The organism is Bartonella sp. AP88HLJMH, from assembly GCF_042195605.1.
GTDB lineage: Bacteria > Pseudomonadota > Alphaproteobacteria > Rhizobiales > Rhizobiaceae > Bartonella.
The window spans coordinates 1-13,408 of sequence record NZ_JBHIOR010000023.1 but is presented as its reverse complement, the minus strand read 5'-3'; the positions used below and the strand labels follow the sequence as shown (position 1 = coordinate 13,408).

12 protein-coding genes and 1 pseudogene are annotated in these 13,408 nt (G+C 37.0%); 8 read left to right on the top strand and 5 right to left on the bottom strand.

The annotated features are described in order from the left end of the window. The first annotated feature begins 12 nt into the window (after positions 1-12). Positions 13-543 carry a hypothetical protein gene (locus ACFIMA_RS08430; RefSeq protein ID WP_375632792.1) on the top strand — a complete coding sequence of 177 codons (531 nt, stop codon included), beginning with the start codon at positions 13-15 and terminating at the stop codon, positions 541-543. Between the two features lie 9 nt (positions 544-552). On the opposite strand, the gene ACFIMA_RS08425 is transcribed toward ACFIMA_RS08430, so the two are convergent. Beyond that, complete coding sequence (locus ACFIMA_RS08425; protein WP_026017333.1) at positions 553-1,176, bottom strand: hypothetical protein; 624 nt, start codon at positions 1,174-1,176, stop codon at positions 553-555. Positions 1,177-1,380: 204 nt separating this feature from the next. Here ACFIMA_RS08425 and ACFIMA_RS08420 point away from each other — a divergent pair, with 204 nt between their 5' ends. The 5 genes and pseudogenes from ACFIMA_RS08420 to ACFIMA_RS08400 form a co-directional block, all read left to right on the top strand. Then, positions 1,381-1,713 carry a hypothetical protein gene (locus ACFIMA_RS08420; RefSeq protein ID WP_375632789.1) on the top strand — a complete coding sequence of 111 codons (333 nt, stop codon included), beginning with the start codon at positions 1,381-1,383 and terminating at the stop codon, positions 1,711-1,713. Then, positions 1,694-3,022, top strand: coding sequence for a PBSX family phage terminase large subunit (locus ACFIMA_RS08415; protein WP_375693749.1), 1,329 nt, complete (start codon positions 1,694-1,696; stop codon positions 3,020-3,022). Before ACFIMA_RS08420 ends, ACFIMA_RS08415 begins: the two co-directional genes overlap by 20 nt. Before the next feature lie 260 nt (positions 3,023-3,282). Further along, positions 3,283-4,449: a tyrosine-type recombinase/integrase gene (locus ACFIMA_RS08410; protein WP_375613766.1), complete on the top strand. Its 1,167-nt coding sequence runs from the start codon at positions 3,283-3,285 to the stop codon at positions 4,447-4,449. Positions 4,450-4,656: 207 nt separating this feature from the next. Next, entirely contained in the window at positions 4,657-4,857 is a 201-nt protein-coding gene (locus tag ACFIMA_RS08405) for an AlpA family transcriptional regulator (RefSeq protein ID WP_011180791.1), read from the top strand. Positions 4,858-4,954: 97 nt separating this feature from the next. Then, positions 4,955-5,551: pseudogene (locus ACFIMA_RS08400) on the top strand (virulence-associated protein E); the annotation flags it as partial. Positions 5,552-6,610: 1,059 nt separating this feature from the next. Here the strand turns inward: ACFIMA_RS08400 and ACFIMA_RS08395 are convergent. The 4 genes from ACFIMA_RS08395 to ACFIMA_RS08380 are packed head-to-tail and all read right to left on the bottom strand — an operon-like array spanning position 6,611 to position 11,191. Beyond that, a complete protein-coding gene (locus ACFIMA_RS08395) occupies positions 6,611-7,603 on the bottom strand; it encodes a hypothetical protein (RefSeq protein ID WP_375613859.1) in 993 nt (330 codons plus the stop codon). Next, positions 7,572-8,186, bottom strand: a complete 615-nt coding sequence (locus ACFIMA_RS08390; protein ID WP_375613858.1) for a hypothetical protein — start codon at positions 8,184-8,186, stop codon at positions 7,572-7,574. The genes ACFIMA_RS08395 and ACFIMA_RS08390 overlap by 32 nt, the downstream gene beginning before the upstream one ends. Continuing rightward, on the bottom strand, positions 8,176-9,960 hold the full coding sequence (locus ACFIMA_RS08385) for an MFS transporter (RefSeq protein WP_375612536.1): 1,785 nt from the start codon (positions 9,958-9,960) through the stop codon (positions 8,176-8,178). Before ACFIMA_RS08385 ends, ACFIMA_RS08390 begins: the two co-directional genes overlap by 11 nt. Continuing rightward, entirely contained in the window at positions 9,953-11,191 is a 1,239-nt protein-coding gene (locus ACFIMA_RS08380) for a radical SAM protein (protein ID WP_375629497.1), read from the bottom strand. Before ACFIMA_RS08380 ends, ACFIMA_RS08385 begins: the two co-directional genes overlap by 8 nt. Positions 11,192-11,927: 736 nt before the next feature. Here ACFIMA_RS08380 and ACFIMA_RS08375 point away from each other — a divergent pair. Next, positions 11,928-13,061 (top strand): tyrosine-type recombinase/integrase, encoded by a 1,134-nt coding sequence (locus ACFIMA_RS08375; protein WP_375693373.1) that lies wholly within the window; start codon positions 11,928-11,930, stop codon positions 13,059-13,061. Positions 13,062-13,268: 207 nt separating this feature from the next. After that, positions 13,269-13,408 (top strand): helix-turn-helix transcriptional regulator (locus ACFIMA_RS08370; RefSeq protein WP_375633082.1); only part of this gene is annotated, 140 nt, incomplete at its 3' end.

The following is a 13,408-nucleotide window of genomic DNA, read 5'->3' as shown; positions in this document are numbered from 1 at the left end:
CTGAGGACATAAGTGAAAAAAAACAAAAAGAGGGGACGCCCTAAAATAGCAGGGCAGCTAAGAGAACCAAACGGACGCATCTCACGTGCAAAAGCACCGCGTGAAGCCGTTGTTAAATTGGCAATAGAAATGCGTGCAAAGCGCTTCGGTTTAACGCTACAAGAGGCAAAAAATCCACTTTCTGGTACCTATATCGGGCGGCTTTGCTTGCAAGGCGTGCTTACACAAGAGCAATATGACGCCGCCCAGCAATATCTACAGATAAGAAACGATTACCTTTGTGCAAAAGGCTTGCCTAATGCGATTTATGACGAAATGCCGTCATCTTCAGATGATAAGGCAAGAGATAAGTGGGTAGCATTTGCAACAGAGCAGTTTATAAACACGCAAGAGGCACTAAAAGAAGCACAATGCCTCTATAGACAGTATAATCTTCATGCTGCGCTACAGTACCTCGTGATAGAAGATCAAATGTTACCACATCTTGTGAATTCGCTGCGTGTTGCTCTTAATGTGCTTCAGAAACATTTTGATCGTAAATGACAATCTCTATTACGGTTTCATTATATCATATATCGTTGGTAAGTCTCTGCAAAATCTAGCGACTTGTTTAGTGTTTTCATAATCACCGGTGCTCACGTCAGATACTACAACTATCATTTGTGTTTTGGGGCTAATGCCAGTTCCAGTCGAATTACTAAGAAATTTTTTTGCATAATAAATCATTGGATTTTTGCTGTTATTGGATTCGTTGTATGCCCACATAAAATCTCTTTCACTCCAATTATGTTCATAACGTAAACGACTTATTACATTGGGTAGCATTGCCCATGACATTTCTTCATTATACTCACCCCGCAATAAATTCACAAAGCGTCCACATAAAATAACGAATACGTGACGATGCAATACAGGATCAAATTTGGAAGGCATCTTATGATGGCCACGGCTGTATACAAATTCTTGTGCTTGGCTTAGCTTATTAAAATGCGTAAAGCCAGTATATTCTTTACTCGCGTATTTGTCGTAAAGTTGATTATACTTCTCTATAGTATCTACACTTGTAAACATACGCGTCAATTTGTCTATAAATCCAAATGACGCTGATGCAGGTAGCGCTGATATAGAAAAGAAAGCTATAAATGTTATGATGCGTGTTATGGATAATGATTTCATTATTTTGGATCCTTAATTATTCATAAGCGCTGTTTAACCGATTCCCTTTGAAATTATCAATATGTGTTATTTTAGTGTTGACAAAGTGTAGCAAATCGTATTTAATGACGTTGCTGTACTTGGTCGTACTGTATCTAGACGAGAGGCAGTGCAGTTTGGAATCCCCGCAAATGCGGGGTTTTTTATTATCTGGAGGGGTATTTTATGACATCAGAAAATACACATCAGGCTCCACAACCCATTAAAAAGCGTATACCCCCAAAGGCAGGTCAAGGGCGTGTCAAAGGCGTTCCAAATAAAGTGACGCGCATTTTAAAAGAAGCAGTGGTTAAGGCTGCTGAGAATGCTGGGAATAAAATTGGCAAGGATGGTTTGATCTCTTATTTGGAAAAACAGGCTATGGAATGTCCAGCGGCTTATTTAGCGTTGCTTGGTAAGGTGTTGCCTTTACAGGTAACAGGTGAAGATGGGGGAGCCATTAAGGTGATAACGCGTGTAGAAATCGCGCCTTTGGTCAATGACAACACGACAGATTAGTATTGTACCAAAACTCATTCCTATTTTTGCAGGGGACGCTTTGGTACGGGCGGCTTGGGGTGGACGAGGGTCTGGAAAGACAAGATCATTTGCATTGATGGCTGCTTTAAAAGGCTATCAATTTGGTATGCAGGGGATATCGGGGACCATTCTTTGTGCACGTCAGTTTCAAAATTCGCTAGCAGAAAGTTCATTGGAGGAGATTAAACGCGTCATTGAAGCGCACGACTTTTTAAAGGACTATTACAAGGTTGGGGAGTCGTCGATTAAGTCGATAGATGGTCGTATAGCCTTTCAGTTTTCTGGTCTGGACCGCAATATAGCCAGTATCAAGTCTATGGGGCGGATTTTGCTTTGTTGGGTTGATGAGGCAGAGCCCGTTACAGAGACGGCTTGGCAGACGCTTATACCGACTTTGCGAGAAGAAGGAAAAGATTGGAATGCAGAATTATGGGTGACATGGAACCCGTTGCGAGAGAATGCCCCCGTTGAGAAGCGGTTTCGCTTTTCAGACAATGAGGCAATCAAACGTGTTGAGATCAACTGGTCAGACAACCCGAAGTTTCCTAAGATCTTGAATGAAGCGCGGCTTGATGATCTGAGAAACCGTCCAGAGACCTATAAGCATATCTGGGAAGGGGCTTATCTTACAGCGGTTCAAGGCGCTTATTATCAAAAGGAAATGTTGGCAGCCGAGCAAGAGGGGCGGATAGGGCGTGTTGCTCGTGACCCTTTAATGCAAATACGTGCTTTTTGGGACATTGGGGGGACAGGCGCCAAGGCAGATGCCACGGCGATATGGATAGCGCAATTTGTTGGTAGAGAGATCAGAGTGCTTGATTATTACGAAGCACAGGGACAGCCGTTATCGGAACATATCGGTTGGTTGCGTCAAAATGGTTATGAGAAGGCATTGATGGTTCTCCCCCATGACGGTGCGACCAGAGACCGTGTGCATAATGTGAGTTTTGAGAGCGCTCTTAAACAGGCAGGCTTTCAAACAAAAGTTATCCCTAATCAGGGAGCAGGGGCTGTTAAGATACGTATAGAAACAGTCCGCCGTGTTTTGCCTTCTGTTTGGTTTAATGAGAAGACGACAGTAGCAGGACGTAAGGCACTGAACTGGTATCACGAGAAATGGGATGAGAAGCGTAATATTGGCTTGGGAGCAGAGCATGATTGGTCCAGTCATGGGGCAGATGCCTTTGGACTGATGTGTATTTCATACAAACCACCAAAAGAAATACAAAAGCGACCAGCTTATAGCGGCAGAATGGAATATGAGAGTACCTCATGGATGGCAGAATGATGCATGATGATGAACGTTTAGAAAAAGACAGCAATGTATCTGATCTCTCTCATGAAGGTTTGTTTCGTAAGCTTGTGAGCTGGTGACAAGCTATTGATTTATAATGATAATCTAGCGTTATTCATATTGAGTTAAAGACCCGAATAACGTAAGATTCTCTTATTTCAAATCTGTTTATATTGAATCAATCAAAACCACTCGTTTGCACATAGCAAGTGGGATGAGTGTGTGGATAAAATTTGTATAAGAAAGGACTTAAAATGGCTCTTATGAACCGTCTTAATGCAAGATCTGTTGCAACATTAGGGGCTGGCAAATATAACGATGGTGCCGGCTTGTTACTTCACAAGCGTAAAGATGGCGGTGCTCAATGGATTTACCGTTATACCATTCATGGGCGCCGTCGTGAAATGGGCTTGGGGGCATTGCGAAACGTTTCTTTAAAAAAAGCGCGTGAATTGGCAAATCAATGGCGTTCTGTTTTGCATGAGGGTCGTGACCCTATTAAAGAACGCAATAAACAAAAGCGTGAGGCGATAAGCAATCTCCATTACTTAAAAGATATTGCCATAGATGCTTTTGAAAGTCGTAAAGCTGAATTAAAAGGGGATGGAAAAGACGGACATTGGTTTTTACCATTACGTCTTCATATTCTCCCCAAATTAGGCTGTTTACCCGTTTCAGAAATTACCCAAACTGAGATACGCAATACTCTTGCTCCTATCTGGCATACAAAAGCTGGAACAGCTAATAGAGCTCTTAATCGTCTTAATATATGTCTCAAACATGCGGCTGCATTAGGATTGGATGTTGATTTACAAGCAACAGAAAAAGCACGTGCTCTCTTAGGCAAACAACGTCATAAAACGCAAAACATGCCCGCAATGGATTGGAAAGAGGTCCCTGCCTTTTATAAAACACTTTGCCAAACAACAATCCTAACACAACTGGCTTTGCGTTTGCTTATTTTGACAGGAGTTCGTACTTTTCCTTTGCGTCATATTCGTGAAGGTCAAATTGAAGATGATGTCTGGACAATTCCTGCTGAAAATATGAAAGGAAAGCGTGATACTACAACAGAATTTCGCGTCCCCTTATCAAAAGAAGCGCTGAAAATTATTGAACAAGCTCGTTGTATTTCTAAAAGTGATTTTCTTTTTTCTCCTACCGGTCGCGGTCCTCTTTCACATACGATGATGGCTTGGTATATGAGAAAAAATAAAATTGAAGCATGCCCCCATGGATTTCGCTCTAGTTTACGTGATTGGCTTGCTGAAACAACCGATGCTCCCTATGAGGTTGCTGAAACTATTCTAAGTCATACAGTTGGCGGCAAAGTAGAGCGTGCCTATCGTCGCACTGACTATCTAGAACAGCGCCGTGTCTATATGGATAAATGGGCGGCTTATGTCACGGGTCAATCTTAAGATATGGGGTGAATAACCCCATTATCTGTGGATAACTTTAGCTCTCTTTTCTCTCATTCTCTCTCAATAAGAGTCATAAATTATCACATTAGAAATTGTATGATAAAATATTGTTTTCTATAAATAAAACATCTTTCTAAATGAACCAAAATGTGGTTAATAAATGGTTATGATGTGTTACCATTTTTATAGTGAAAGGATTTTAGAATGACAGAAAATGATATTCTTTTAACAGACCGTGAAAGTGCAAAATTGCTTCATATGAGTGTATCAACATTCCGCCGTCATGTAACCAATGGCTCTCTCCCAAAACCTTTAAAATTTGGTTTTTTGTCCCGTTGGTTACAATCGGATCTTATCAATGTCATCGAGCAAGCAAAACAGCAACGTCAAAGTGACGCGGCATAAAAAAACCTTGTCACGTAAGGACGGACAAGGCTTTCTCAAACTCATCACCCTAGAGATAGCATAATCCGTCCTATGACGCAACGTTATAGGATTTAAAATGATGTGTTCTTTTAAGAATGCGCAAGGTATCACACGTGCCTTGCGTGGTACTTGGCATGGGCGTTATGGAACAGCCCGTTGCCCTGCTCATGATGATAGGCTGCCTAGCTTATCCCTTGCCAATGGACATGATGGGCGTTTATTGCTCTATTGTTATTCTGGCTGCTCTTTTAGAGAGATCATACAAGCGCTTATTAGAATTAGATTGCTTGGAAAACAAGCTTATGATCAGACGCTCTCTTTCTCCAAACAGTTTTGTGCTGATCTCAAACGAGCAAAACAGAAAGCAGAGAGAGCAAAAGCAATTTGGCAACAAAGCCAACCAATTAAAAACACTTTAGCAGAAACCTATTTACGTATGCGGGGTATTACATGTGATTTGCCTCCTGATTTACGCTTTTACGACAAATGTTCGCACCCCTCTGGGGTTACACTGACCGCGTTGGTGGCTCTTGTTAAGGGCGCTGGCTCTTTCGCCATTCATAGAACCTTTTTACAAGCCAATGGTTGCAAAACAGACCAAAAACCAGCAAAAGCCATGTTGGGATCTGTAACAGGTGGTGGGGTGCATTTAAGCCAAGCCAATCCAAAACATAAGGAATTATTTAACAAACTTTAGAGCTTTTATGCTGTTACAACTATCTTCGTGAAATTTATGAAGACAAAACCCAAAAGGCGGTCGGCCTACAAAACGCTATGAATAGCTCACCTTGGTGAAAAATCATAGGACCACACAATAGAGAAATCTCTTTTGACAGTTTTTCAAGCCAATCGCTCAACGCTCTTTTTAGTGACATTCTCTTCATTGCTCTTTTTTCAAAGAAAATGATCAGAGTTCTTCTTACAAAGAGTTTTGTTGCTTTTGGAGAGTTATTCCAATGTTTATGTTATTTTTTTAATAATAAAAAATAAAAAACATTATATTTTAATATTTTTGTTTAGGATCTTGAGCTACTCTATGGAAATTTCTATTTTTGTAAAAAATCCAAACGTGCAACAGCATGGTAAAATATATTTTTATGACGTTGGTGATGATCTCAAGAGAAAAGAAAAAAACCTTACGATAATAGGAGTCATTTGGGAGTATTGATGGTATTAAGTGAATATCAGCTACAATATCATTGGGATTTATATTACTCGTAATTGGCATTTTGGATGCATGGCTCATTTGTTCTGCGAATTATTGGACTTGAATGTTTAATCTATAAAGCCCAGTATTGATGATATTAGAATAAAAGCCATCTTGATTTGTAAGTTTAATCGAATGCAAATTGAGAACATTCGATATAATAACAAGCGTATGCTTCTTAGCTAGCCCCTTTTAAGTAAGATAATAAGTCCACCTGCCATACTGTTTTGATTGGGGTTGAGCTCAGCTTTATAATAAACATCAAGCTTAAAAATACCGTTCGCTTATTTTGAGTTACATCAAACTGAAATACCTATAATTCTTTCTCATCAAAAATCTTGAATAAAAAAGGCAAGTTGCTGCTTAAATTACTGCTAATATCAAAAAAATCAAAGCCAATTTTGCCACCATCTTTGACACTTTTAGTATATAAGATCCCGATACATGAGACAAGCACCATATCGTTCTTCCATCGGTATGTCCTATATCTATTCACGAAACATAGCTGCTTCAGAGTGGGAAATACTATATATTTGTAGCAATTTCTTTTAATTGATTCATATCAAAATACAAATCCGATACCTTTTGGCAAAATTTATCAAGATAAATAAACAATTCATCAGAGAGAGATATCTTTTTTTCTCGAATTCTCATTAAATCCTCAGTTTTATTATTTAACGGATGCGCTTCAAAATTACTTGCACGATTTCCTGCTAATTTGGTAGGCATATAATGATTTATGATGTTACAAAAACTACAATCTAAAGGGCCTGAAACATTACTTCCAACCATACCAACGTAGTTATTTTTATTCTCAAAACACTTATATAATTCTTTAATATTACTTGCAAATGGCTTATAGACAAAAGCATTATAGCCATATTCGTGAATTTTTTCATAACCACATTTCACGAATGTCTCATCAGCGATATTTAAGAAACCCAAATCTGGAATTTTTGAAGGAAATTTCACAGGCTGTTCTATTCCAAACAAATTATTCTTATCTATCCTATCAATAAAATAATTCCACTGCTCAAAATTAATACTTGCATTGAAATCAATAATAAATTTTACATTTTTGTTTTCATTAACAATTGCAATTGTATCATCCAAATACTGATTCGATGATTTCAATTTTATCAAATCGTAATTACGTATCTCATCATCAATAATTGCACCTATTCCTATCGTTTTAATAGATTTCATTAATCCAGAATTAATAATTTTAGCCATTTCAACTTTTTTAAAAAAATCTTCCAACCCAAAGAAATAGCTTAAAGAATTTGCAAAGTGTTTACTTTTATTTATTGATCGTTCATTTACAGATTTTATAAAATCGTCCGGCATTTCTCCGTGACTAGGTGACAATGGCAACTCCATAGCAAAGGGCGAAATAACTTTATCCTGAGCAGTAAATAAAATTATCAGTTCTGTTTTTTCAACTAACACACCAGAAGAACTGTGAAAAGAATCCGATAGTTTATATTTATTGGTGTAAACTCTGATGCGTATATCCATATTTTATCTCACAGCCAGAAAAAAAATCCCGTATCATATTTAACTGAAATCTATTCTCATACTTTTTTCTATTTTCAAAATTAACTAAAATGAACTCGGGAGTAGCGATACGTATTAGAGCTAACACTTCTGCCAAATCGAATCTCTCCGATAAAGTAATCGTCACACTATATGGTACGCTATCTTTTTTCATACATTCTATGTTACGCACCCACGTTTGTTTATATTTTTTACTGTCTAGATTTCTTATCTCTGAAATAACATCTGTGCCTATTTGTATCCCTAAAAAGAACGGATTACTCTTTAATAGCTTCAAATATGGTTGAATATAGATGTGCCCCCCTGTTGCAATCCGAAAATATTTTTTGCAAATGAGACACATACAAGTATATTTATGAAGTAAATCATAATCGAGCTCAAAAGGCTCTCCACCAGAAAGAATAATAAAATCAGATTTTATGTCATTTATTGTATATAAAGATTCAGGCAACGCGTCATCTCTCACCATATATTCCATCGAATACGGACAATGATTGCAGCCCGCACTGCAATTTTCATTACAAATTACAATATTATCGCCCATGAAATTTCTTATTCAAGTTCATATAATCCAATACTAATTGTTTCATGAAAATATTTTGGTATAGAGAAAGATCAGAAATTTTTTTAGCCACAAACGCTTTTATCATTGGTAAAGCTTCATCCTTTGATATAGACAGCAAATGAGAAATATAGTCTATCCGTTCTTCTAAATTGAGAGATAATCTTGGACTGGTGAAAAATGTTAAGATATCCAATTCCGGACTGGCTTCTTGACATAAATCCCAATCCACTACCATAAAAGAACTATCAGAAGTAACAATGATATTATCAGGATGTAAATCTCCATGTGATAAGATTATATTCTTGCTTAATCGATCTTGAAAGATCTTATTGATTTGATCAATAATCGCCTTTTGATGTAGCAAATCCATTTGGCTCAATACAGTACCCCGGATAAACTCCCATTCGACTATTTCATCGCAAAGTGTTATCAAATTTGGTGCAGGATAGAGACTTTGTCGAAAAGAGCCATCCTTGATGTTTTCATTAATGCACGATGCTTCCGGATAAATTTGCCCATAGCAAAACTCTTGATGCTTGCGTTTCAAGAAATGTTGTTTTGACGATTGTGCATTTTCAGGCTGTAACCAAATGATTTCTTGTTTTCTGACAAAAATAATTAAAGCAGACACCCCAAAAATCACAGCCATAATCACTGCCAACCACAAATTAGCTTGCCAGAATGTTGAAAAAACATGACCGTATAAAAAACTGAATGCAAAGGATACAACAGCTGTAATAATGGCTGTAAATGATAAAACAGTCGCGATAGCTTTGGGATCAATCAGTGAATTTATAAGAAGAGACGACAGATAAGATCGATAAGCAGATTTAAAAACACATAGCAGTAAAAATCCTAATATAAGAGCCGCAATGATTTGAAATGACATGAGAAAAAAAGCAATGGTTACCATACAACCAATCATTAAGACGGGAAAAATAGGATTTTGAAACTTTGAAAAATACTTCTGAAACAATATATTGGAACTTGCTGAAAAAAAATTCCCAATGATAAAAATAATCGAAACCAAAATAGCAGGTTGAAATGGCAAAAAATCAGAAAATGCGATAGAAACAGTTCGATTATTAACCAAAATAGCAAAAGCTGAAACTGCACTTAAAAAAACAAGAGTGAAGCGATAAGGGTTTTTGACTTCTTTACGGCTGGCGCACATAACTGTGAAAATACTCGGATGAGCGTTGATATGAAAACTATCTAATCCCTTCGTCAGTTTTGAAAACATAAAAATAGCAAAAATTAATGAAAGGATTTGAAAAATTACAGGCAATGCAGGATGCACATAATAAAGTATTCCCCCTAAAAAAATAAGTACCGTTGTCACACTATAGGTAACAGCAGCCACTTCGGACTTAACGGAAAACAGTGTGCGATGCTTTGGTACTACAGAAAAGAGTAAACTATCTTCCGCACCTGAGAAACAAGCGGCCGCTAATGTGATACACAACAAATAAGTGGCGTAAGCAAAATATGCATAATTCATAAAAAGAGCTAAAAAACCGCAAAGAAAGAAAAACAGCCCAGTATAAATAACGCGCTTACTTCCATAAACATCTGATAATAAACCCAAGGGGACTTCTAAGATCAAAGGAAGCAATAAAAAATAACTACCGATTAAAACAATATCCGCTTGCGACAAATGCAATTTTTCCGACAAAAAAAGTGGTAAAACAGCAACCACTAGAGCAGTAGACTTGCTAACGCTATAAATCTTAAATTGCTTAACCTTATCCACAAAATACCTTCCCACGACATCCGCTACATGCGCCAGATTCTTTCAAAGATTTTAAAACGCTTTGAGCAGACCAATCTATTGCCTCATAATTTTGTAGATTCCCAAAAGCTTCTGAATAAAAGCAATTTTTTAAATCTCCATTATAGTCCAATACCAAGGATGAAAATGGAAATAAACACATTAACGGCGACGAAACGTACGCAGAATTTTCGCCTAAGTAATAATTAATACAATTTACAAAATTTTGTGACGTCCATGAGATTTTCCTTTCTTGGAACTTTTTATCTATATAAATCTGGAGGGGGGATTCTTTCCTTGATAATTCATCTCTCAAATGAAAAAGTGAGGCGTTTGGCGGAAGAATTTTGTTGCTTAAAGCCTTAGATCGATCCTTTGTATTATTGTTTCTAGAAAAACAAAATGACGACGTATCGAGCGGGTTGAATCCGATATAATCGACATCTTTGCTTATACAAAAATCGATAAAATTAATAATATTTTCTAGAATCTCTTTAGTAACTGTCGCTCTTATTCCTATACTTTGCAGAGGTTGAAGATTCTTAACTGTTTCAATGTTTTCCCACACGCGATCAAATTTATTCGCCCCCCGTATATCATAATATCCTTGGACACTAGTCGAATCCATAGAAATAACAATTTCTTTTATGTCATACTGTGAAATCCATAAATTTTTATGCAATAAGATGCCATTGGTATTTAATTCAACAGGCAGACCTAGTTCATTCAACGTTAATAAAATATCTTTAAGCCTCGGATGCATTAAAGGTTCTCCCCCAGAAAGCATCACTGAGGCAGCTCCTTTTTCTTTCAACATTCTAAATAAGGGTATTAAACTTTCTGGAGTATGCCAATTTTTTTCCTTAATCTTCCAACAATCGCACATGATACAAGGGCTATTGCAATTCTGGATAATATGTATAATAGGTGTCACAGGTGCCCATAATTTTTTAAGATCAAAAATCGAATCTGACGCACTAATCAAGTTTTCCTTCTTTAAAAGAAAACCATTCTTTTCTAGTTCTCTTAACAAGATTGAAAAATCTGATGCTAAGACCTCTGTCTCTACATTAAGCTTTGCCGCAACAGTTTCAATTTTCTGATTCTGTAAAAAAACTGAATCAATTAAAATTATAGCTGAATCATTAAGCACAATAGTCTGAAAATCATTTAATCTAGTTATACTATTCTCGTCGAGATTGATACGAAACATTTCCCCTCCTAAATTGTTTCTTAATAATACAATGGATAAGGGCGCTGCTGCGCCCTTATCCTGCTTTTTTATTTTTTTCTATCTCGCGCCAATGGTTTATAACAAGTTAAACTTGCACTATTCACAGTACCAATCACCTGCGGCTTTTTATATGACATAACATCCTCCTCATATTGTTATTATGTACCTTGATATATATTAAAGATAATTATTATTTTGTAAATAGTCTAAAAATTTACAACTTTATAATTGTAAAGTCAATTTAACTGTATTACGCAATATTCAGTTTGGAAAATAAATTGGCCTATACCGGTATAAATCGAAAAACTCTTGTACTCAGCTAGTTTCCATTTTAATTATTAAGTTCATTCAAAAAGTATTATTCCTGTTTTCAATGGCTATTTCACTTTAATCACAATAAGAAATATGCAATGCTCTGCTTTATCAAGTAATTTTAAAAAGGTTTTTTGGGGCTGAAATAAAGAATAGTTGTTGCGTAAATCAGCTTCTCAGAAGAAAAATTTTTCAATTATTTTTCTGTTTTAATTGTAATTTTGTGAAATACTACTTGCGGTGAAATTACTTTTAAAAGAGGTTCTACTCGACGCCAAAATACAAACTTTTATTTCTTATTAAAGATACAATCATATTGATTTATAATGATAATTTAGCACTATTCATATCGAATAAGAATCCCAAATAACGTAGGATTCTCTCATTTCAAATCTGTGTATGGTTGAATCAACTAAAACCACTTGCTTGCACGTCACAAGCCGGCTTGTTACTTCATAAGCGTAAAGATGGAGGTGCTCAATGGATTTTACGGTATACCCTTCACGGACGTCGTCGTGAAATGGGCTTGGGAGCGTTGCGAGATGTCTCTTTAAAACAAGCCCGTGAATTGGCAACTGGGTGGCGTTCGGTTTTACGTGAGGGGCGTGACCCCATTAAAGAACGCAATAAACAAAAGCGTGAGGCAATAAGCAATCTTCATTACTTAAAAGATATTGCCGTAGATGCTTTTGAAAGTCGGAAAGCTGAATTAAAAGATGATGGTAAGGCTTGTGATTGGTTTTCACCTTTACGTCTTTATATTCTCCCTAAATTAGGCTGTCTACCCGTTTCAGAGATTACTCAAACAGAGATACGCGATACCCTTGCCCCTATTTGGCATACAAAAGCTGGAGCTGCTCGGACAGCATTGATACGTCTCAAACTTTGTCTCAAACATGCTGCTGCATTAGGTTTGGATGTTGATTTACAAGCAACAGAAAAAGCACGCGCTCTTTTAGGAAAACAACGCCATAAAGTCAAAAATTTACCTGCAATGGATTGGAAAGATATACCAGCTTTTTATCAAACACTTTGCGAAGCATCAACCCTAACACAACTGGCTTTGCGTTTGCTTATCCTTACAGGGGTTCGCTCTAACCCTTTACGTCATATTCATAAAGATCAAGTTGAAGGTGATATCTGGACAATCCCTGCTGAAAATATGAAAGGAAAGCGTGATACTACAAAAGAGTTTCGTGTGCCCTTATCATCTGAAGCATTAGACATTTTAAAACAAGCGCGCTCACTTTCTCGCAATGATTTCTTCTTTTCTGCAACCGGTCGCGGTCCCCTTGCTACGAAGTGTATGGCTCAATACATGAGAGACAATAAACTTGAAGCCTGCCCCCATGGATTTCGCTCTAGTTTACGCGATTGGCTCGCTGAAACAACCGATGCCCCCTATGAGGTTGCTGAAACAATTCTAAGTCATACAGTCGGAGGACAAGTAGAGCGTGCCTATCGTCGTACTGATTATTTAGAACAGCGCCGCGTTTATATGGATAAATGGGCGGCTTATGTCACGGGTCAATCTTAAGATATGGAGTGCATAACCCCATGATCTGTGGATAACTTTAGCTCTCTTTTCTCTCATTCTCTCTCAATAAGAGTCATAAATTATCACATTAGAAATTGTATGATAAAATATTGTTTTCTATAAATAAAACATCTTTCTAAATGAACCAAAATGTGGTTAATAAATGGTTATGATGTGTTACCATTTTTATAGTGAAAGGATTTTAGAATGACAGAAAATGATATTCTTTTAACAGACCGTGAAAGTGCAAAATTGCTTCATATGAGTGTATCAACATTCCGCCGTCATGTTACTAATGGCTCTCTCCCAAAACCTTTAAAATTTGGTTTTTTATCCCGTTGGTTACA